The sequence below is a fragment of the Nonomuraea sp. NPDC050022 genome (genome assembly GCF_044460705.1).
GTDB lineage: Bacteria > Actinomycetota > Actinomycetes > Streptosporangiales > Streptosporangiaceae > Nonomuraea.
Genome location: NZ_JBITKE010000005.1, coordinates 538868 through 558230, shown reverse-complemented (window position 1 = coordinate 558230; position 19363 = coordinate 538868). Strand labels below are relative to the sequence as shown.

Genomic DNA, 19363 nt, shown 5'->3' with positions numbered 1-19363 from the left:
CGGCAATGGGCCGTTCCGGGCGCGCTCGTCGTGGCGGTCATCGCCATCGCGGTGCACGGGCCCGGCAACGGCCTGTCCGGCGCGTCGCTGCGGCCCATGGTCGAGCTGACCGCCCCGACGCTGAACCTGTCCGTAGTGGTGAGCATCGCCATCCCGCTGTTTCTCGTCACCATGGCCGCGCAGAACGTCCCCGGTATGGCGGTCATGGCGACATACGGGTACAAGCCGCCCCTGCGCCCGGTCCTCGTCGCGACCGGTCTGGCGAGCGCGGCGGCGGCACCGTTCGGCGGTCACGCCATCAACCTGGCCGCGATCACCGCGGCACTGACCGCCGGCCCGGACACCCACCCTGACCCCGGTCGCCGGTGGATCGCGACGGTGGCCCTCGGCGCCGGGCAGCTGACGCTCGGCCTCGGCGCCGGCCTGGCCATGGCTCTGGTGCTGCTGTCCCCACCCGTACTGGTCATCGCGGTGGCCGGACTCGCGTTGCTACCGGCGCTCGGCTCGTCGCTGGCGGGCGCGGTGACCGAGCCGGAGGGGCGGGAGGCGGCGGTGGTCACTTTCGTGGTCACAGCATCGGGGATGACGATCCTGGGCATCGGCGCGGCGTTCTGGGGCTTGGTCGCGGGCGGCCTGACCGCACTCCTGCTGCACAGGCGACCACCGGTGGAACGGCGATCATCATCCACGGCGGAAACCGAGGCCCGGATGGCTGGTATGTCGGTCGATCAGCCGTCATAGTGGAACACTCGACGACCGATCCGTTCTCGCCCCTCAGAACCACATCATGGGCCCGTCAGCTGACGGATTCAGGCCGGTGAGCGGTGCGGCCAGCCTGCTCGTCAGGTCGGCGATCACTAGCTCCGTGAGGGTGCCGGGGAAGGTGTGCCGGTCGAATTCGACGTCCCAGACCATCGTCCACCGGTCGGGGTCCGGATCGCCGGTGTCCCACCAGATGCAGTCGCGGCCTTCGGTGTTCGCGCACCACAGCAGCCCTCCCGGCGCGGGATGTACGGGCATCGCCTCGTCTTCGTCCCAGTCGAGATATTCGACCTGCTCTTCGTGCTGCGGCTGGAGGTCCTCCGGCTGCCCGATCATGATGCCGTTGATCCCGATCGTCCCGTACGCCGCGAACAACCGCTTGTAGTCGCTCGGAAGCCGTACGCCGAGCGACTGCTCGATCCGCGGCCAGTCATAGGTGTGGCCACCGGTCCGCGGCTCGCCGATGATCGTCGCCAACTGCGCCAGCGCGTCTCGCGGCCCCTCTTCTGCGGGCGTGGCGGGAGGTGCGGGGTCGACGCCCGGCGGGAACAGCACGCGCGGACGCGGCACCGCCGACACCGACAGCACGGGCAGGTCCAGCCGCCCGTCCAGCCACCGGTCGAGGAACCCCGACGCGCCGTACGGCAGCCGCTGCCACCCCAGCCCGTCGGCATCCAGCAGCACCACCGGCCACTCGTCCGGCTCACCGCTGACGGGAAGCCACCAGCACGTCTCACCTCCGTCGAACACCCCCCACAACCGCAACCCGCCCGGCTCGGGCGCGATCGGTGACGGGACCACCCGCTCGCCCGCGGCCCGCCGCGAGCGCAACCGCTCGCTCACCACGGCCTCCTCCGCATCCAGGTCGAAGCCCTTCGGCGCCCCCGGAGCAAGCAGTCGCAGTACGCCGGCCAGCCTCCCACCGCCGTACTCGCCGACAAGCGCGGCATAGTCCTCGGGCATGCCCGTGACCGCCTCGACCCTCGCCGCCTGCCCGGCGACCTCGAGCGCGAGCGGCGTGCCCGGGAAGGAGGCCCGCTCAGGCGCGTCCTTCAGCACGAGCGGGGCGAAGTCCCAGGCGTACGGAGGCGACACCGCGGGCAGGGCCTCTCCCAGATCCGGACTGCCGCTCACCCGTGCGGCGAGCACCTCCGTCATGGGTGCGTCCACCAGCCGCCACGTCTCATTCGGCCCATGCTGGGTGAAGATCCTGGTCGGCCAGTCGTTCGGGTCGGCGGAGACCGAGGTGTCCCAGAAGTGGTACTCGCCTCCGCGCGACTCACCCCAGACCAGGAGCCCGCCCGGTTCGGGATGAAAGGCGTATGGGTGAGCCGGCGGGTCGCCGGCACGGATGGCGCGTTGCACCCCTTGCCGCTGGTCGTATTGTCGGAAAGCGCCGCCGCGGTAGGAGTCATGGGGCACCACGACCCAGATCCACTCCCCGACCAGCACAGGTCCGTACCTCTCGGCGAACTCTTTGTAGTCGTCGGGAAGCCGGAGACCGAGCCACTGTTCAACGCCGGGCCAGTCGACGGGAAAGGCGGCAGGGGGCGGCGGGCCGATGACGGCGGCCAGGGCGGCAAGATCCATGCTTGGATTGTGCTGCATTGCACCCGGCCGCTGTCTCGCTGAGATCGCCTTACCAGGCCCTGCGGGCTCGTGGCCCGGCCACCCTGTGGACATCCTCGGCCTGCGCGCTTGGGCAGTCACCCCCGCTGCGGCAGGCGTGTGAGCACGGGGGAGAGGTGAGAGGCGTGCTGGGCGGGGTCATCGTCGGCTGGCCCAGCGGCCCGAACGACGGCCAGTGCGCCGGCCGGTGATCAGGTTGTAGACGAGCAGCAGGACTGCCGCGCCGACGATGGCGCAGACCCAGGTGGACAGGTTGAAGAATCCCTGGATGCCCGAGACGTGGAACACCTTGGTGGCCACGAAACCGCCGAGCAGCGCGCCGGCGACGCCGAGTACGAGGGTGATGATCAAGCCTTGCTGGTCTTTGCCGGGGACCAGCATTCTGGCCAGCAGTCCGGCGACCAGTCCGAGGATGATCCAAGCGATGATGCCCATGACCGAACTCCCTGTGGCGGTGCGTCGATGTCTGCGCGGGATCGGTCTTCCGGACCGGTCGAAGCAGGAGGCCGGCCATCGCATGATTGGCGGCACCGACCGTCGAACACTTCCAGCCAACACCCTGCGTAATGGGGCAGAAACCGGCGATATGTGAAGGATTAATCTCCAGGACCGATCACCAGGGTGCGGCGCGACCAGGGTTGAGCCCGGCGCGTCACAACGGATCATCGCTGCGGCGGCCGGTGGCTGCCGGAGCACCTTCGCCGGATGCCGGCTCGGCGGCCAGGGCGACGGGCTCCAGCCAGTCGAGCCGTTCGGCCAGCCGCCGGGCGATCTCGATGACGATGGCGATGTGCGGGGAAGGGTTGGCGTCGTGCCACAGCAGCGACCAGGGGTAGTGCGTCGCGGGGTCGGCCAAAGGCCGCCAGGTGGTGCCGGGCCGGTTGGAGGAGCGGAACGAGGAAGGGACACAGTGCACGCAGCGATGCTGGAGTACGAGGTCGGCGGCGGCCCGGGAGCTTTCGACGGTGCCCTCGTAGAGGGTGGGCGTCAACCCGGCCGAGCGGCACAGCGCGAGGACGAACTGATTGAGCTCCGGCGTCTGCGATTCCTCGCCGAGCAGTAGCAGCTCGTCGGCGAGGGCGGCGACGGGCACGCCGTCGAGGTCGGCGAAGCGGTGGTCGTCGGGTACCAGCACGCCGAGCGGATCGAGCCTGATGAGCTTGGAGGTCACCTCGGCCGGGGTCTGGGAGGCGTGTCCGATGGCGATGTCCAGGCGGCCGTCGGCCAGTTGCCGGTACTGCTCTGGGGTGCCCGCCTCGACCTGGTGGATCGTGATGCCGGGATGGTTGCGCTGGAGCTCGCGCAGGATCTGCGGCATGGTGTCGTAGCCGGCGTCGATGATGCCGACGCGCAGCGTGGGCGCCGAGGCGGCGGCGGTGCGCGCGACCTGCGCGGCTCGGCTGACGTGATCGAGGATCTGGCGCGCTTCGACGAGGAAGGCCGCGCCGGCCGGGGTCAGGTCGACGTGGTGGGTGCTGCGGTCCAGCAGTCGCACGTCCAGCTCGCGTTCGAGCCGCTGGATCTGCTGACTCAGTGCCGACTGCACGATGTGCTCGCGGGCGGCCGCGCGGCCGAAATGCAGCTCCTCGGCCAGCGTCACGAAATAGCGTAGCTGCCGTAATTCCATGCTCGCCACCCTCTCTGCCCAGGCGGCGCCGATGCGGACTGTCGTCTCCCACTCTAGGTTCCTCGTGGGCGGGTGAACTTCTGGAGGCGAGCCGGGCCCTACTTGCTGGGCTGAGGTGTCTGGCAGGCGATCTGCGGCTTCATGCCGAAGTAGTTGAGGGGGCCGGCCAGGATCGTCACCGCGATAGTGGCCACCTGATTGCAGTTCTCCACCGGCCCCGTGTAGTAGTTGCGCTGGCCTGCGGCGACGGCACCGACGATCAGCCAAAGGATCAGCGCTCCTGATGCTACGCGCATCGGTTCTACCTCCATCTTCGTGCTTGCACGGGGGTGGACGGGGTCATCGCGGAGCTCGCCGGCATCCGACTTCGACTCCGTAGCCGCCGAGCGGTTGTCGAAGCGGAGGGTCAGCGTTTGAAGGCGTCCCAGATCTTTCCGCCGGCCTGCTTCAGATTGCCTGCGACCTGATCGCTCTTGCCCGCGCTCTGCTGGCGCCGGTCGCCGGTGAGGCGGCCGAAGAGTTGCCTGACCCTGCCCTTGAGGACCTGGACCTTGTTGCTGATTTCCCAACGCAGACTCATCGTGATCTTCCTTCACTGCTGTGCCGCGGTCAGGCGGCTTGGAAGCCCAGTGTCCGTCCCAGCCTGATGGGAGGAAACGAGCAATGGCGGCGCCGGTTATCACCGGAACCGATGAGCGCTGGGCGTATCCGGGATTCGGCGGCAGCGGAATTGACGGGGAATCGGTCAGTCTCCGGCCGGTGAGAGCGGGCCGGTACGGCGGTGCCGGAGGCGTTCGGGGTCGGGCCAGTGCACGTCACTTGCCCAGCCCAGCCGCTCGAACAGGCGGATCACCCCGCTGGACAGGTCGATCTGGCCCCGGTCGAGACCGTGACGGGCGCAGGTCGGCTCGCTGTGATGGCCGTTGTGCCAGCTCTCGCCGAACGACAGCAGGGCCAGCGGCCACAGGTTCGTCGCCCGGTCGTGGTTGCGGGTCTTGAACGGCCGGCTGCCGATGAGGTGGCACAGCGAGTTGACGCTCCAGGTGACGTGCTGCAGCAACGCGATGCGGATCAGCCCGGCCCACAGGAAGGCGGTCAGGCCGCCGTACAGGGTGCCGGTGATCGCCCACCCGGCCAGGAACGGCAGTGCCAGCGACACCACGCACAGCGCGGGGAAGGCGCGGGCCACCCGGGTCATGGCAGGATCGGCCAGCAGGTCCGGGGCGTAACGCTCGGCCGGAGTCTGATCGTCGGCGAACAGCCAGCCCAGATGGGCGTGGGCAAGCCCCCGAAGCTGCCCACGCAGGCCGGTCCCGTACCGGTAGGGCGAATGGGGATCGCCCGGTCGGTCGGTGAAGGCGTGATGGCGGCGGTGCACCGCCACCCAGTCGATCACGTTGCCCTGGAAGCCCATCGACCCCGCGACCGCCAGCGTCACGCGCAGCCATGGCCGGGCGGTGAACGAGCCGTGGGTGAGCAGCCGATGGAAACCGACCGTCACCCCGAGCCCGGTCACCACGTAGAAGCCCGCGGCCAGAAGCATGTCGGTGAGCGCGACCCCCTGCCCCCACGCCAGGTAGATCACCGCGCCGAGCGCGGCGAACGGCGCGATCACGATCGACGCGGTCAGTGCCGTCTGCGCCCGCCCGGCCGGCACGTGCTCTCCGGCCCCGGGGAACGGCGAGGTGCCGTCGTAGTCCTGCCGACGTTTCACCGGTCGTTCGGAAACCGGTCGTTCAGAAACCGGTCGTTCGGAAACCGGTCGTTCGGAAACCGGTCGTTCGGAAACAGTCATGAAGTAGCCTTCTCCTCATCTATACCGTCCGCCGGTGCACGTAGCACCAGCGCCAGGTCGACCTGGGCCCCAGAGTGGCGGCCACCGGATGGTCGGTCTCCTGGTAGTGGGCCTTGGCGTGACCGCCCTGCGAATCGTCGGAACAGGCCACCCAACCGCAGGTCAGGCACACCAGCAGGCGTGTCCAGGTCTGGCCGAGGGCCAGGCATTCCTTGCATTCGGGCGGTCCATACCGCACGGTGGGAAGCTGGTCGATGTGATCGCAGCGGGGCGCCTGACCGTTCAGGCCTGCACGGTCGGTCGCGTCCATGCCCTGTGCGTCCAGGGTCATCGCGACCCCCTCACGGTGACAGCGACGCAAGGTGCGCCAGCTGGTCACTCACCAGTCAAAGTGCTCAGCCGTCCGGCGGAAACACGCAATCCCAGCTCGCCTCATCAGCTGCGGCGATAGCCACCTGCGAGCACGTCGGCCGCGCCATGTCTGCCCTGCCAGGGGCGGAGAGATCTTTCAAGAGGCCACCGGATCGGCTTGACCTGCCGGATCGCGACTTCGAGGCCCGCCGGACAGCGAAATCGGCCGGAGAATTCAGCGGTGCGAAACCTCCTGCCATCTTATGCCGAGAGTGGAATTCGCTCAGTTGTGCGAAATTTCCCTTGCTATTTATTGCGGATGGGTATTGAATGAGGAATGCAAGCCAAAGAAAAGGGAGGCTCTTATGAGCTTCGTACAGATTCTGGAATTCGATACCAAGCGTGCCGGCGAAGTCGAGTCGCTCATGAACGAGTGGCGGACGCAGGCCAAGGGCAAGCACTATGTAAAGCGCGAGGTCGTGGCGAAGCGCCGCGATCGACCCGATCACTACGTGGCCATCGTGGAGTTCTCCTCCTACGAGGAGGCCCAGAGCAACAGCAAGCTGCCGGAAACCGACCGGTTCAACGCGCACATGGCCAAACTGTGCGAGGGCCCGATCGAGTTCTCCAACTACGATGTGATTCGCGACAAGAGCTGATCATCAACTGAACATCGCGGAAAGCTAAGCCTGTGCTGTGGCGTGCGAGAATATTCTCGCGTCATGGCGCGGGCATTTTTTATTCCGGCCTTCAAATATCGAGCGGGCGGCAAAGGAGCTGCCGGCGTCCCGGGTACCCGGGATTCGCATCCCGCATGACCGAAGGCCCGGAACGGGACCTGGCGGCGTTGACCGCCTGGCCGGCCGCTCTGGTGAGCGCCCGCTTGGCGTGCCGGGTGAGTGACGTAGATTCGAGGTATCCGGAAACGACGACATCCCGCCGCATTAGAGGTGCCTGCCAGGCCGGCTCACCGAAAGGGTTGTCATGGACATCCTGCACCGCTTCCGCACCAGATCCGGGCCATCTGCTGAGACGGCTGAAGCCGATGTGCCTCAAGGCGAAAGCTTATCGGCGCCGGCCGAGCGCCCCGCGGGCCCGGGCTCAAGCGCCGAGAACTCCAGGCCGGTGCCCGTCACCCGTACCAGCGTGGCCTGGGCGGGTGTGTGGGTCGCCACGCTCGTGTCCGTCGCCTTCATCGTGTTCATGCTGCAGAACACCACCGCCACGCAGGTGTCCTTCCTCGGCCTGCACGGCACGCTGCCGCTCGCGGTCGCGATGCGGATCGCCATGCTCAGCGGGGTCCTGCTCACTCTTGTGCTCGGCACCGCTCGCATCACCCAACTCCGGCGTCTGGCCAGCCGGCGACGCCGTCAGAACCGCTGACCGGCGGACACTTTCCCCGCCCCGGCGACCACGCCTCCTGATCACACGTCTTGGCGGGACACTGCCCGAGCGCTACGGGTTCCTCCTGGCGAGCGTCTGCTCGGCCGCGGCGCTCAGCAATCGGGAGGCGGCGGCCACCTCGGCGAGCCGACCAGGCGTCATCGTCTCCAGACAGGCGGCCAGCCGCTGCCGGTCACCACGACAGGCCATGCGCATCGCGTGCTGAAAGGCGAGGGCGCGCGAAGCGGTACCGATCGCCATCAAGACGTCGGTCAGCGCCTGATCCACGCCGTCGTTCTGATCCGGCGGCAGCGGAGGTTGAGCAGTCAACGCCATTCACCATGCCGTCCTTGAGCTCCGACCGCGATCCGCCCCAATGATCACGGCTGATGATAAGCCTTGTGCCGATTGCCGCTTTCCACCTGGTCGAGCCCGCCAGATGATCAGACCATCGCACCAGACGGCTCCGCTCACGCCGCCCCTCCGCAACGTGTTCATGACCGCCTCACACCCGCGGCCACCTTATCCCGCACTCCCCGCCCGTAGGAGCCAGCATGAATACCGCGGACACACTCGGCGCACGCACCCCTGACACGCTCGCCGATCGGCTCTTGCGCATCACGCCGCTGGTCGATCCCGTGGGCCTGCGGATCGAAGGTGAGCTCGACCACGCCACCCTACCGGCCCTGACCGGGGCACTGGCCGCGCTGGCGGGCGGCGGCGGCTTCTGCGTCGACCTGAGCGGCCTGGTGTTCTGCGACGTCGGCGGACTGCGCGCCCTGGTCGCCGCCGCCGCCGGTATGCGCGACGGCCATGCTCTGACGTTGCGCTCGCCCTCCCCGCAGCTGCGACGCCTGTTCCAGCTCACCGGCTGGCACCAGACGGCCGGTCTTCGCCTACAGGATCGGAGCACCTCATGACGGCCCTCCATCCCCGCATCGGGACAGGTCTGTGGCTCGTCCCCGCCACCGCCACTGTCGTCCGCCTGTGCGACGAGTTGGACATCGTCCTCGGCCTGGCCGCCCCCCGCTCGCACCTGGCCAGAGTGCTGCGCCTCACCGGCCCGGACCACAGCTTCCCGATGTACGGCACCCCGGGCCGAGGCAGGGCCGGGTTCGGCTCCGCGGCAGCGCGCTGAGACGTCGTCGGCACATGTCTGTTCTCGCCGCCGCTGCCACCAGGATGACCGCCGGGCCGCGCCCTTGCCTTCCCGTTGAGGCGACGGCCGAGCTGGTTCGGCTACGCCATCAGGTGCTGGGCGAAGCCCGGATCCAAGCCGCCGCGATCCTCGCCCAGGCCCGCACCGACGCCGAGCAGATCATCGCCGCGGCCAAGCTAGAACGAGTGCGATGCCGGCATCCGCCCCCGCGCCGGGCCCAGGCAGGCCAGGTCACGCAGCCGGCGCCCGCACTCGCTGCCGGCCCCGCGCCGATCATGGTGCTCAACGACCGCTGGCGGATCTACGCGCCCTTGAACGCCGACGCCAGCGCCATGGCCAGCCTGTACCAGGCCTACGAGCTCGCCGACCCCGCCACCACCGTCGTGGCCAAGGTGTTCCACCAGGCCCACAACGACCCCCAGCGGTTTCGCACCTTCCTACGGGAGGCACGGAGCATGCGCCTGCACCACCGGCACATCGGGCAGATCATCGACGCCGGCCAGGATCCCAGATCCCAGGCGGTCTACCTCATCTCGCCCCTCTACCAGCCAGGCAGCCTCAACCTCCACCTCCACGGCAGGCCAGGCGCCGACGTCTCCCTGAGGTGGAGCCTGCGGATCCTGGGCCAGGTGCTGGCCGGGTTGCAGGCCGCCGCCCTGAGCGACATCATCCACCTCGACATCAAGCCGCAGAACATCGTCCTGGACGGCCCCGCCACCATCAAGATCATCGACTGGGGAATGTCACAACTGCACCAGGCCGGCAAAAGCGTGTCGACGGTCCTGCCCGGCGGCACCAAATGGTTCGCCAGCCCCGAGCAACTCGGCGTCACCGACGCCGCCCCCAGCAGTCTGTCCGATCTGTACGGCGTCGGTGCCCTGGCCTACTGGCTGCTGACCGGCCTGGCCCCGCTGCGACGCGAAACCGACGCCGGCACCGATCCGCTGCAGGTGCACCACCTGATGCGGGCCGGAACCCGGCCCGAACCCGTTGACCGCTACAACCCGCTCGTACCCGAGTGCCTGAGCCGGCTCATTGACCAGTGGCTCAGCTACACGCCCGCAGACCGCATCCCCCCAACGATGGCGGCCTCCGCCGCGCTCAGTTGGGCATGCACGGCCCTGAGCCGGCAGACGCCGGCCTTACCTCCGGTCTCCTCACGCAGGCCATCTTGATGGCGCGATCACGCAGTTCTCGGGGGGTACTTCCCCAGTGCGGGCATGGCTCCCAGCCTTCGTTTTGGGAGCCTCCAACCAACCCGGGGCTGCTCAGGGATCGGCAGGCCGTCATCTGCCGCTGTCGTACTCCAGAGTTCGCGAGGGCAGCAGCGTGGCCAGTGCCCAGCGTCCTGGCCCGAAGACGGCGATGATCAGGAACGACCAGCAGAAGAGGACGGCCGGTTCGCCGCCGTTCTGGATCGGGAACAACGCCTGGGGTTGGTGGACCACGAAGTAGGCGTACGCCATGGTGCCGGAGCAGACGATGGCGGCGGTGCGGGTGCCCAGCCCGAGCAGGACGAAGATCCCGCCGGCCAGTTCAATGACCGCGGCCCACCACCCGGGCCACTGCCCGAAGCCGGGTGCCTGGCCGTGCGGCCCGCCCAGCACGTTGAAGAGGGTCGCGGCGCCGTGGCAGGCGAACAGCAGACCCACCACGAACCGGTACAGGGCCAGGACCAGTCCCTGATTCTTGGCCAGAAGCTCCATGGCGCATCCCTTTCAGAAAGAGATCGACAAGCGGGTTCATGGCATGTCGGCAGCCGGCCCGGCGGAGGGCGGCCGCGATGCCGTGCCATGGCATGATCCGCTGGAAGGACATTGGGAGCGCTCCCAACGAGTTTCTGGAAGGTGATCGTGAACTGTCAACATCGGTCCTCGGAAAAAGGCGCCCTCAGCGGTCGGCAAACGCCTCATGTGGTCGGATACCCGCGCTGACTCGGCCGGTCAGTGAAATTTTCACCCCTGCGTGACCGGGTCGGGGCCAGGGTGGCCTGTTCCACCGCGCCTGGCGGGCCCAGATGATGGCCGTCCGCAGCCGAAGCCGGGCATGTGACCTTTAGCTACATTTCGGGTAATAGCGGCTATTCGAGTTGAGGGCCGCCTTTATCGCTATTGGCCGCTCTCTTGTTCTAACGGTAGGGGCCGATCTTGAAATGGCCGTGCCCGTTACATCTGTGTTGCAGCTTGACCTCTCTTACCCGCCACAGGCGCTTGCCGGAAAATACTTCTCTACATGACCAGCCGGGAGCAGATCTTCGACGACTTCGCCAAAGCCGTCTTCGCAAAGGTGCTTCGCCGCAGGAAGTGGCGGGGCCGCCTGCTCATAGGAATTCATGAGGGAGCCGCGGGCGGTCCGGCCACTTTGGCGCCCACGGTACTCATCGACGCCCTGACAAACCGGCTGCGGCTCGGCAAGACACCACTGGTGCCGCACGCGGTGGTGGATGAGCGGGCTCGTGTGGCGCGGCAGATCGCGACAGGGCTGACAGCTCCGAGAGGGTGGGGCACGCTTCGCTTCCCCCAATACAACGTCTTCAGGGCGCTTGAGTCGGATGCCTGCGCCGGAATGGATCCGCAGGATTGCGCCTTCAGAAAGCTGCACCCTTTCCTGTGCCGGTTCATCCAACTTCCGGGCGCGCCTGATCCGGTTCTTTGGTGGATCCGATTGGTCGGCTTCGTCATCGTGTTCGCGGGCTGGTTCGAACAGCTGCGGTTCGGCGGGGCATGGCGACGTCGCATGCGCCGCAACTGGTTCGCGAAATTCGCCGGGGCGAGCCACGAGGATTTTTTCGAGCAGGCCGCGACCATCATGCGCGGCAGCGACGAGCAGAAGAAGGAAGGCGTGCTCCTCCGCGCGCTCCTGTGCGATCTGGACGCGGCGTTCACCCCGCGTCTGTCTCCTTGGCGGCGACGCCGGCAGAGCGGATTCATGGTGTTCATCAAGAACGGCGACGAGCTGGCTGATCTCGTTCGGCAGGCGATAGAGGACACCAAGGCGCGACACATCACCGTGATTTTCGCTCGATCCGGTCAGGCCGCGGGTGCGCCGAATCTCGCCGAGGCCACGCTCCGTCTCATCCTGCACGGAGACACCGAGCTTCAGGTGACGACGAGGGACATAGCGGCGGGTGCCACCGCGGAGAAGCTCGCCGGCGCGTACAAGATTCCGGTGCGGCTGAGAAGCTCCGCCCTGGTTGTCGCCGTCGCTGTCCTGCAGATCGTGATCCCCACCGTTGGCGGCTATTTCGGCGCCGCGCGGCTTTTCCAATTCTGGCCCTGGTCCAGGGATGAGACCTGTCTCGGCGAGACCGCTGGTCATGCGGCGACGGCGGCCACGCCGGTCGGCCTGCTCTCCTCTCAGGAGGCGACCCGTCTCTACAACGCCGACAAGCAGGCGATCGACGCCGAGAACACCCGAGTCAGGGGCCTGGCCAGTAAGAACCCCGACATGAGATACACGATCAAGAGAATCGTCTACCTGGGCTCCGGTGTCGCGGGCGCCTTCGACGCCGGAGTCGCCTACAACGGCGTGATCCCAGAACTGCACGGCATCCGACTGGCGCAACGGAAGATGAACGAACTCGCCGAGGGCAATCCGCGAACGAAGGATCAGCTCTCGGGCAACGTCTTCGTCATCGTCGACATCCGGGAGGCCGGCAAGGACTACGCCCAAGCGCCTCAGATCGCTCAGCAGGTGGTGCGGCAGTCAACCGAGACCGTCCTTGGTGTCATCGGGCTTGGCGAGAGCAGACAGCAGACACTCGAGGCCCTGAAGACCCTTGGCGACGGCGGGCTGCCCATCCTCGGTATGGGCGCTACCTCCGAAGATATGCAGGCCCATCCGCTCTACCATCAGATCTCCTTCGACAACCCGTACCAGGCGCGCATGTTCGCGGCGTTCGCTCGACAGGCCAACATCATCCGGGCGGGTGAATCCGGCCGCTGTGTCCCCGCTGACAAAGCACTGGTCATCGGCGACCCCACTGACAACTACAGCCTCCGGCTCGGAGAGGACCTCGTGACCGAGTTCCCCATGGACAAGGCTCACGTCATCTGGTTCCCGCCGCCGGGATCGGCGACGTCCGTCCATCCCATGGGCACGTTCGTGACCAGCGACTCGGAGTTGCTCGAAAAGGCGTGCGCGCAACTGGCTCAAAGTGCCGACGATCGCACCGTGGTCTTCTGGTCCGGCAGGGGGGAGCGCCTGCGGGACTTTCTCGTCGCGGCCAAGGACAGCGCCGCCTGCCCCGCGTCGTTCACGGTGGTCAGCGGTGGCGACATCTCGACCACGTCCGTCCTCAAAGAGCGATTTCCCACCGACTTCGCCGGCGTGACGCTCTTCTACTCCGCGCACGCGCTGCCGAGCAGCCCGCCCAACAGCGCCGGCGATGACTACACCCACCGTTACCTGGACCTGTACAAGACCACCAATGATCCCTGGTACGACAACTGGCGAGGACCGATCGCCTATGACGGTCTCGTCACCATGGTGTCGGGAATCAACACCGTGTGCCGGGAGAACGGGCCGGCCGGCTGCGGGAGGGGATCAGTGGCCAGCCATTTCCGCTACCGCATCGGAGGAGAGTCCGGGCTTCGGGGCGCGACAGGGATCATCCGTTTCGTCAAGGATCCATGGGCGACCGCGGTTCCCGCGCCTCTCCAGAAGCGGTTCCTGATGCTCCGCGCGACGCCTACGGGACCATCCATCGTGATGGAGTGCGGGCAGCGCGACACCAACGACCTCAGGACCACCTGGGGGCCCAAGGGCGCGTTCGACTGCCCGAGCACATAAAGGTCTTGCGGGCGGCCCTCCTTGGCTGCCCAGCCGGACATAGCGCATCATTTCCGCCCGAATCGGAATTACTTTTGGACTTGACGCGCAACACGTACCACGCCGGCCGGAACTTTTCTTTCTGGTGTTCCTGCCGGAACGGTAGTTAACATGCGGTGACTCTGGCCATTCATTCGGTAAGGACGGATATGGCGTTGGAATCGGAGAACGGGGCCGTTCGTCGCTTCGACGACATCGCTCGCGCCATTGTCGCCGAGGCCGCCCCCAAAGAGGCGGAATACTTTCCGGCGATCGCCCAGGCCACCCGGAGAAACCCCCGGCGAGCCTTCCGCGGCGGCGGTGACGACCTTCTCGGGTTCTCGCTCGCGGACGCGGTGACGCTCCTGACGCCCATCGTCCTGACCGTCCTGACCGGCGCGGCGACCAACACGCTCACGCAGGCCGTCGAACGTACCTCGAAACAGGTCTCCAAGAGCGTGCGGAACAAGCTCTTCCCTTCGCGCCCGGCGCCGATCGCCGGCTCTGAGACCGTTGTTCCCGTTCTCGACCCCGCTCAGGTGAAGGAGACCGCGCAAGCGGTCGAGGAGATCGCGCTCGCGCTGGGCGTGGACAAGGCCACCGCCCTCCGCCTGCGACAGGCGACCTTCGGCCACTTGTCGGGCGAGAGGTGACCACGGCGGGGGAGATGGTGTCAGGCCGCAGGCTGAATCCGTTCACGCTGCCGTCGTCGACTACGTCCCGGTTCCTCATCCTGATCACCGCGACGATCGCCTGCTCCCTCTATCTCGCCCTGTTCCTGTTCGAGCTCCGGCTACGCGTCGCCTATCTGCCCGAGCACGTCCGGCACGCGGAGTGCCTGTCCTCGCTGCGCTCCGGCGTGGGCTCGGTCGAACCGACCCTCCTTGTGGACAGGTACGGCGAGTGCGCCGCGGCAGTGACGGCGGGCGAGGCACTCCTGCCGATCGGGTCGCTCGTCGTGCCCGCGCTGTTCGCCCTGCTGCTCTACGCGCTTCACCCGCTGTGGGCCTTCCGCCGCGGACTCATGGCCCTCGCGGAGGTGAGTGACGGCGAAGCCCACGCGAACCTGGTACGTACGTTCACCGCCATCGCCGAGGAGGAGGCTCCCGGCAAGAACGTCCGGTTGCTGGTGGATCCGGGAAGGGGAGAAGTCACCGGACGCGCGCTCGGCCTGCCGCGACGCCACATGGTGGTGCTGAGCATGGGGCTGGTCCTCGCGCACGCGACGACGCCCGCTGTTACCGAGGCGGTCCTGCGGCACGAACTGGCGCACATTCGCAACCGCGACGTCGGTATCGCGCACTTCACGGTGGCGATCTGGTGGTCGTTCCTGCTGACGGCCTGCGTGCCCGCGTTGGTCGCCACGGCGATCTGGGTTCCCGGCGGTCTGCTTACGCAGTGCGCCAGGCTGGCGGTGATGACCCTGGTGCTGTGGCTGGCCAGGACCGCGGTACTTCGCGCCCGCGAGCATCACGCGGACGTCAGGGCGGGCGACACCGCCGAACGACAGGAGACGATGGCCGCGGCGATCGAGACCGCCTCGTCGAACCGGCGCTACCCGGGGCCGCTGCGCTTCTTCACCAGCCATCCCGCCCGGCGCTATCGCCTGGACGTACTGAACGAGCCGGGCCGGCTCCTGCGCCTGGACCAGTGGGAGATGTTCAGCGCGGGCTCGCTGGCGGGCCTGGGTTTCGCACCCGTCTACCACTCCTATTCCCAGCTCGACACCGAGGGGGTGATCGAGGCCCGCTACTTCATGCCCGGGCTCATGTTCGGGCTGCTCATCTCGGGCGTCCTCGTCGTGGCCGTCTGGAGGGCGAGCACCGGGCGGCTCGCGGGACATGGTTCGCGGATGAGTCTGTGGTGGGCCTCGGCCAGCTTCACGGTGGGCGTCATCGCCGGCCAGTACGCGGCCATGATCCGCGCGGAGGTGTGGATCTGGACCCTCGCCTTCGCGAACCCGCTGATCGGACTCACCTACTGTCTCGTGCTTCTGCTGATCATCAGGGCGTTCCTCTCCTGGGCCAAGGCCTGCTCCTCGGCCTGGCTGGCCGGCTCCACCCACCCTCGGACGATCACCCTGGCGGCCGTGGTGGTGTCGGCGGTGGTGATCGGTCCGTGGCTGGGTTTCTGGTTCTATGGCATCGCCGCTGTCGTCCAGGCCGGTGTCACGTGGGACCTGCTGGTGGTGACGCTGGTGACGATGGTCAGATATACCCCACTGGTGCTCACCATCGCGCTGGCCTGCGCCTACCTAGTGGCGGCCGGGACGCGAGCGCGGCCGGCACCGGGGAGCGGCCTGCGGCTTCATCTAGACGACGCCGCGCCCGTCCCGCTCCAGCGCCTGTCCGCCCACCTCGTACGGGCATTCCTGCCGTTCGCCGTGGCCTGCTGCCTCATGGCGGTAGGCGGTTTCGCGCTGCAACCCATGCTCACCGTGGCCAGCCGGCAGAGGGGTACGGGGCAGTTCCTCGAGGCCGTCTACGTGACCATGGGCGTGGCCGTGGGCCTGCTGGCGCTGGCCGCGCTGGCGGCCGGGATCCTGGTCGGCGGTCGCGGCTCGGGAGCGTGGGCCGTGGCTCATGCGGGGATCATGCTTCTGACGGCGGCCGTTCCGATGGCCCTGGTGATCCTCGGCCATGTCGCCGTAGCCGAATGCGGGTGGGAGCGGGCGGGCGCCTGCTTCGCGCAGGGCGCACCGCTCCAGGTGACGATCGGCAACTACGCCACCCTCACGTACACGTACGCGATCTACCCCGGTCTTCTGCTCGCCGGGTGCGGCAGCCTCCTCAGAGCCCGGAGGCGACCGCCTGTCTCAGAACCGCGTCGCAGCGTCAACCGCCCGGTCGTGGCGAGCGCGACGATCGTGATGACGCTCGCCCTGGCGGCCGGCGTCTACGGCGCCCTGCTGAACTGGCGGCTGACCGTCGGGGCCATCCCCGCGGCGCGCATGACCTGGCAGCGGGCGGTCATGGAGGCGGCCGACCAGCCGATCAAGCCGGGCTCGGTTCCGCAGCTCGACGCCTGTCGCCACGCATTGGGCGTGTTCGCCAGCCCGGGAGTGCGCGACGCGCTCAACACCGACCAGCGCTACTACGTGCTGGCGGCCGGGCTCATCAACCATGTCGCCTCGTCCGACGACCCCGCCCTGCGGGCGATGGCCCAGGCCGGATACGTCTGGCTGGACAGGGGTCGCGCGGACATGGTCACCAAAGTAGTCACCAGAGTGCTGCACTACTGCGTACTCGTCGGGGGCGAACACCAGGTCGATCTGCGGACAAGCGTCGTTCCGCGGACAAGCTAGGCCAGGCACGCCCTGACGCCGTACCGGACGCCGGTGTTGAACGCGTTGATCCGTTCGGTGGCGCTGCCGTGATCGCGGGGGTTCGTCCACGGCGTGTCACCCGACAGCCCCCGCAGCGTCGCCGCGATCTCTCGGCTGTCGCCCCGCTCCCACGTGAGTGTGCCGTCCCTCGACGCCCCCGCGAGTGCCGCCCCTCCCATGCAGTCCGCCTGCAGTTCGACCTGCGGCACCAGATATCCGGGCGGCATACGATTTTGGATGGAGTGGCTCCATTCGTGGGAGATGACCTGGTAGACGAGCCCGTCGCCGTAGGTGTAGCTCATCCTCATCAGGTTGATGTCCCAGGCGATGAAATGCTGGGTCGTGCAGTAGGAGGCGTTGTAGGGCAGCATCTTGTATCCCGAGCACGCGGGCCGGTTCGGGCTGCGCCCGTCGTAGGAGCCCAGGACGCGGGGCGGCGAATATCTGCCGGGGAAATAGTCGGACCAGTGATCCGACCAGAATCGATTGACCGCGTAGACGGCCGTCCCGATGTCCTCCTGGAGGCCGTCGGCTTTCACCCCCGCCTCGGCTCCGTTCGCGCCTCCTCCGCCGATCCATGTGACGGCGAGAATGGTCACCACGGCCAGTCGTAAACGCGCTGACATGGAGCCCCCAGTTTGTTGGTTCGCTTTCGCCAGGCTCCGAACGATAAACGCGCGCATACGCTGCGAATAGTCTCCGCTACGGAAACATCACCGTCGTCTTCGGGCGGGCGAGGGCCTGGATCACGAGGGCGTCGTACTCCGGCTGAGGGTCCGTAGCGTTTCGGCCCGCCGGACGCGTTCGGCCAGCGTGTGGTCCAAGGATGGCACCGTACGGGCTGGGCAGGGCTCGTCCCGCAGTTCGGCGGCAAGGATGCGATCCAGGCGGAAGCCTCGTCCAGCTCGGCGGCTGCGGCACCAGCCGATCAGATACCACGAGCCCGAGGCGGTGAGCAGGCCGCCCGGCTCCACCTCGCGCTCGCTTTCCCGCCCCGCCGAGTCGGCGTATCGGATCCAGACCACTCGCCGACGGGCCACCGCCTGCTCAACCACCGGAAGTACGCCTGAGGCGGTGCGGGCGGGCAGCACATGGATGCGTTCGGTCAGGGCGCGCACTTCCTCCACGGCGGACTCGCTCAGTGCGGCCGCTAGCTTGCGCATGGCGGCCGGCCCCGCGGCCGAGAACGGCGTCGTCTGCTCGGCCCCGGCCAGCGCCGCGGCCACCGCCAGCGCCTCCGCGGCGGTGAGGTTGATCGGCGGCAGAGCGGTGTCGCGGTCGATGAACCAGCCCCCGCGCGGCCCGGCCTCCGCACGTACTGGCACCCTGGCCTCCATCAGCGCCTGTAGATCGCGCTGGATGGTACGCCGCGACACCCCGAACCGGTCCGCCAGCCAGCCCACGGTGCGCGGCCGGGGCGCGGTCGCGCGCAGCTCGTCTACCAGGGCATAGAGGCGTTCGGTACGGTTCATCGCGTCATCGGGTCACAGGCACGGACGCGTACCAGGTTAGGCCAGACATCTGCGTAGGAACTCCTCCTGGGCCGCCAACTCCCGCTGGGCCAGCGTCGTGGGATGCAAGGTGAACCCGTGCCAGCCCTCCTCCGCCACCACCAGTTCGGCCGCGTTGCCCGCCGCCGCCCAGCGGGCCGCCATGAACAGTGTGTCGTCGAGCAGGGGATCGGCTGTTCCCACCGTGAACCGCGCGAGCGGCAGACCACGCAAGTCGCCATAGAGGGGTGAGATGTCAGGGTCGAGTCGTTTGTCGGGCGACAGTCCCGGAAACTGCTTGCTCCGGAACCATTCCAGGATCGGCCTGTTGATCAGCCGGTTTCGATCGCCCGACGCGCGGCCGCTGGGTGTGCCGTGACCCACGTCGTAGCCGCCGAAGGAGAGCTGCGCGGCCAGGAACGCCTCGGCGGGTGCCACGCCGTACCGGTCACGCAGCCGCAGAAGCGTGGTGACGGCCAGCCGCGCGCCGCCCGACTCGCCGCCGATGAGCAACCGCCGCGTGCCGAACTCGGCGGCGGAGTTCGCCACCAGCCAGAGCGCCGCCTGCTCGGCGTCGTCGTTGCCCGCCGGGTAAGGATGCTCCGGGGCCAGCCGGTACTCGACGCTGAGCACCGCCACACCGCAGTTGGCGGCCACATCGCGAAGGCGCGGATCCTGCCCGTCCGCCGAGCCGATCACCCCGCCGCCGCCGTGGAAGTGCAGGAACACGCCCTCCGGTGTGCGCCCGTCCGGAGGGAGGAAGGCCCGGAGCCGGAGCCGGCCGCCGTCGGAGGTGGTCACGGTCCGCCAACTCGCCTCGGGAACCGTCGCGAGGGTGGGGAACCCGCCTCCGCCCGCGCGCTGAAACTCACGAGCCGCCACGGGGTCGTCCTGGACATGCAGCGGCACCTGGCCGTCGAGCAGCTTCTCCATGCGGTCATTGACGGCACGGGTCTCAGCCAACTCGTCGAGATCCAGGCCGAGCAGATGAATTGTGGGTACGTTCATGCGGCCAACCATGCCGCCACGCCGC

At 68.0% G+C, this 19363-nt stretch carries 21 protein-coding genes; 9 read left to right on the top strand and 12 right to left on the bottom strand.

What is annotated here, in order from left to right:
* A partial coding sequence (locus ACIBO2_RS24115; protein WP_397299292.1) for a benzoate/H(+) symporter BenE family transporter occupies positions 1 to 741 on the top strand: 741 nt, incomplete at its 5' end.
* A 33-nt stretch (positions 742 to 774) separates the two neighbouring features.
* Here ACIBO2_RS24115 and ACIBO2_RS24110 read toward each other — a convergent pair.
* The 7 genes from ACIBO2_RS24110 to ACIBO2_RS24080 all read right to left on the bottom strand — a co-directional run bounded on the left by ACIBO2_RS24110 (position 775) and on the right by ACIBO2_RS24080 (position 6144).
* Positions 775 to 2352, bottom strand: coding sequence for an SMI1/KNR4 family protein (locus ACIBO2_RS24110; RefSeq protein ID WP_397299290.1), 1578 nt, complete (start codon positions 2350 to 2352; stop codon positions 775 to 777).
* Positions 2353 to 2529: 177 nt separating this feature from the next.
* Positions 2530 to 2826, bottom strand: coding sequence for a GlsB/YeaQ/YmgE family stress response membrane protein (locus ACIBO2_RS24105; RefSeq protein ID WP_358542211.1), 297 nt, complete (start codon positions 2824 to 2826; stop codon positions 2530 to 2532).
* Positions 2827 to 3043: 217 nt separating this feature from the next.
* Positions 3044 to 4018, bottom strand: a complete 975-nt coding sequence (locus ACIBO2_RS24100; RefSeq protein ID WP_397299288.1) for a LysR family transcriptional regulator — start codon at positions 4016 to 4018, stop codon at positions 3044 to 3046.
* 98 nt (positions 4019 to 4116) lie between these two features.
* Entirely contained in the window at positions 4117 to 4314 is a 198-nt protein-coding gene (locus tag ACIBO2_RS24095; RefSeq protein WP_357943573.1) for a hypothetical protein, read from the bottom strand.
* 110 nt (positions 4315 to 4424) lie between these two features.
* A complete protein-coding gene (locus ACIBO2_RS24090) occupies positions 4425 to 4598 on the bottom strand; it encodes a CsbD family protein (protein WP_358542205.1) in 174 nt (57 codons plus the stop codon).
* Positions 4599 to 4763: 165 nt separating this feature from the next.
* Entirely contained in the window at positions 4764 to 5732 is a 969-nt protein-coding gene (locus ACIBO2_RS24085) for an acyl-CoA desaturase (protein WP_358542202.1), read from the bottom strand.
* Between the two features lie 100 nt (positions 5733 to 5832).
* Positions 5833 to 6144 (bottom strand): UBP-type zinc finger domain-containing protein, encoded by a 312-nt coding sequence (locus tag ACIBO2_RS24080; RefSeq protein WP_364007124.1) that lies wholly within the window; start codon positions 6142 to 6144, stop codon positions 5833 to 5835.
* Between the two features lie 385 nt (positions 6145 to 6529).
* Here ACIBO2_RS24080 and ACIBO2_RS24075 point away from each other — a divergent pair, with 385 nt between their 5' ends.
* Positions 6530 to 6823: a hypothetical protein gene (locus ACIBO2_RS24075; RefSeq protein WP_358542196.1), complete on the top strand. Its 294-nt coding sequence runs from the start codon at positions 6530 to 6532 to the stop codon at positions 6821 to 6823.
* Between the two features lie 466 nt (positions 6824 to 7289).
* The gene (locus tag ACIBO2_RS24070) at positions 7290 to 7547 is read left to right on the top strand and encodes a lipopolysaccharide assembly protein LapA domain-containing protein (protein ID WP_397299283.1); all 258 of its coding nucleotides are present in this window, start codon (positions 7290 to 7292) and stop codon (positions 7545 to 7547) included.
* Positions 7548 to 7619: 72 nt separating this feature from the next.
* Here ACIBO2_RS24070 and ACIBO2_RS24065 read toward each other — a convergent pair whose 3' ends face one another.
* A complete protein-coding gene (locus tag ACIBO2_RS24065; protein WP_358542190.1) occupies positions 7620 to 7877 on the bottom strand; it encodes a hypothetical protein in 258 nt (85 codons plus the stop codon).
* Positions 7878 to 8101: 224 nt separating this feature from the next.
* Here ACIBO2_RS24065 and ACIBO2_RS24060 point away from each other — a divergent pair, with 224 nt between their 5' ends.
* Genes ACIBO2_RS24060 through ACIBO2_RS24050 form a run of 3 tightly spaced genes read left to right on the top strand, consistent with a single transcriptional unit; the run spans position 8102 to position 9881 of the window.
* The gene (locus ACIBO2_RS24060; RefSeq protein ID WP_358178760.1) at positions 8102 to 8467 is read left to right on the top strand and encodes an STAS domain-containing protein; all 366 of its coding nucleotides are present in this window, start codon (positions 8102 to 8104) and stop codon (positions 8465 to 8467) included.
* Positions 8464 to 8685, top strand: coding sequence for a hypothetical protein (locus ACIBO2_RS24055; RefSeq protein WP_358542184.1), 222 nt, complete (start codon positions 8464 to 8466; stop codon positions 8683 to 8685). The genes ACIBO2_RS24060 and ACIBO2_RS24055 overlap by 4 nt, the downstream gene beginning before the upstream one ends.
* Positions 8686 to 8699: 14 nt before the next feature.
* A complete protein-coding gene (locus ACIBO2_RS24050) occupies positions 8700 to 9881 on the top strand; it encodes a serine/threonine-protein kinase (RefSeq protein WP_358542182.1) in 1182 nt (393 codons plus the stop codon).
* Between the two features lie 111 nt (positions 9882 to 9992).
* Here the strand turns inward: ACIBO2_RS24050 and ACIBO2_RS24045 are convergent, their stop codons facing one another.
* Positions 9993 to 10412, bottom strand: a complete 420-nt coding sequence (locus tag ACIBO2_RS24045; protein WP_358542179.1) for a DoxX family protein — start codon at positions 10410 to 10412, stop codon at positions 9993 to 9995.
* Positions 10413 to 11130: 718 nt separating this feature from the next.
* Here ACIBO2_RS24045 and ACIBO2_RS24040 point away from each other — a divergent pair.
* From ACIBO2_RS24040 to ACIBO2_RS24030, 3 genes are all read left to right on the top strand, one after another.
* The gene (locus ACIBO2_RS24040) at positions 11131 to 13497 is read left to right on the top strand and encodes a hypothetical protein (protein ID WP_397299279.1); all 2367 of its coding nucleotides are present in this window, start codon (positions 11131 to 11133) and stop codon (positions 13495 to 13497) included.
* Positions 13498 to 13685: 188 nt separating this feature from the next.
* The gene (locus ACIBO2_RS24035; RefSeq protein ID WP_358542175.1) at positions 13686 to 14168 is read left to right on the top strand and encodes a hypothetical protein; all 483 of its coding nucleotides are present in this window, start codon (positions 13686 to 13688) and stop codon (positions 14166 to 14168) included.
* Entirely contained in the window at positions 14165 to 16819 is a 2655-nt protein-coding gene (locus ACIBO2_RS24030) for a M48 family metalloprotease (protein ID WP_358542173.1), read from the top strand. Before ACIBO2_RS24035 ends, ACIBO2_RS24030 begins: the two co-directional genes overlap by 4 nt.
* On the opposite strand, the gene ACIBO2_RS24025 is transcribed toward ACIBO2_RS24030, so the two are convergent.
* The 3 genes from ACIBO2_RS24025 to ACIBO2_RS24015 form a co-directional block, all read right to left on the bottom strand.
* Positions 16816 to 17466, bottom strand: coding sequence for a hypothetical protein (locus ACIBO2_RS24025; protein ID WP_358542170.1), 651 nt, complete (start codon positions 17464 to 17466; stop codon positions 16816 to 16818). The genes ACIBO2_RS24030 and ACIBO2_RS24025 overlap by 4 nt on opposite strands.
* A 120-nt stretch (positions 17467 to 17586) precedes the next feature.
* The gene (locus tag ACIBO2_RS24020; RefSeq protein WP_358542168.1) at positions 17587 to 18312 is read right to left on the bottom strand and encodes a WYL domain-containing protein; all 726 of its coding nucleotides are present in this window, start codon (positions 18310 to 18312) and stop codon (positions 17587 to 17589) included.
* A gap of 36 nt (positions 18313 to 18348) precedes the next feature.
* The gene (locus tag ACIBO2_RS24015; protein ID WP_358542166.1) at positions 18349 to 19338 is read right to left on the bottom strand and encodes an alpha/beta hydrolase fold domain-containing protein; all 990 of its coding nucleotides are present in this window, start codon (positions 19336 to 19338) and stop codon (positions 18349 to 18351) included.
* Between the last annotated feature and the right edge of the window lie 25 nt (positions 19339 to 19363).

Excerpts from the sequence above, each read along its gene's own strand:
- ACIBO2_RS24020 (WP_358542168.1), bottom strand. The coding sequence starts at position 18,312 with ATGAACCGTACCGAACGCCTCTATGCCCTGGTAGACGAGCTGCGCGCG.
- ACIBO2_RS24075 (WP_358542196.1), top strand. The coding sequence starts at position 6,530 with ATGAGCTTCGTACAGATTCTGGAATTCGATACCAAGCGTGCCGGCGAA.
- ACIBO2_RS24095 (WP_357943573.1), bottom strand. The coding sequence starts at position 4,314 with ATGCGCGTAGCATCAGGAGCGCTGATCCTTTGGCTGATCGTCGGTGCC.
- ACIBO2_RS24035 (WP_358542175.1), top strand. The coding sequence starts at position 13,686 with ATGGCGTTGGAATCGGAGAACGGGGCCGTTCGTCGCTTCGACGACATC.
- ACIBO2_RS24050 (WP_358542182.1), top strand. The coding sequence starts at position 8,700 with ATGTCTGTTCTCGCCGCCGCTGCCACCAGGATGACCGCCGGGCCGCGC.
- ACIBO2_RS24045 (WP_358542179.1), bottom strand. The coding sequence starts at position 10,412 with ATGGAGCTTCTGGCCAAGAATCAGGGACTGGTCCTGGCCCTGTACCGG.
- ACIBO2_RS24110 (WP_397299290.1), bottom strand. The coding sequence starts at position 2,352 with ATGGATCTTGCCGCCCTGGCCGCCGTCATCGGCCCGCCGCCCCCTGCC.
- ACIBO2_RS24090 (WP_358542205.1), bottom strand. The coding sequence starts at position 4,598 with ATGAGTCTGCGTTGGGAAATCAGCAACAAGGTCCAGGTCCTCAAGGGC.
- ACIBO2_RS24100 (WP_397299288.1), bottom strand. The coding sequence starts at position 4,018 with ATGGAATTACGGCAGCTACGCTATTTCGTGACGCTGGCCGAGGAGCTG.
- ACIBO2_RS24060 (WP_358178760.1), top strand. The coding sequence starts at position 8,102 with ATGAATACCGCGGACACACTCGGCGCACGCACCCCTGACACGCTCGCC.
- ACIBO2_RS24015 (WP_358542166.1), bottom strand. The coding sequence starts at position 19,338 with ATGAACGTACCCACAATTCATCTGCTCGGCCTGGATCTCGACGAGTTG.
- ACIBO2_RS24055 (WP_358542184.1), top strand. The coding sequence starts at position 8,464 with ATGACGGCCCTCCATCCCCGCATCGGGACAGGTCTGTGGCTCGTCCCC.
- ACIBO2_RS24025 (WP_358542170.1), bottom strand. The coding sequence starts at position 17,466 with ATGTCAGCGCGTTTACGACTGGCCGTGGTGACCATTCTCGCCGTCACA.
- ACIBO2_RS24080 (WP_364007124.1), bottom strand. The coding sequence starts at position 6,144 with ATGACCCTGGACGCACAGGGCATGGACGCGACCGACCGTGCAGGCCTG.
- ACIBO2_RS24105 (WP_358542211.1), bottom strand. The coding sequence starts at position 2,826 with ATGGGCATCATCGCTTGGATCATCCTCGGACTGGTCGCCGGACTGCTG.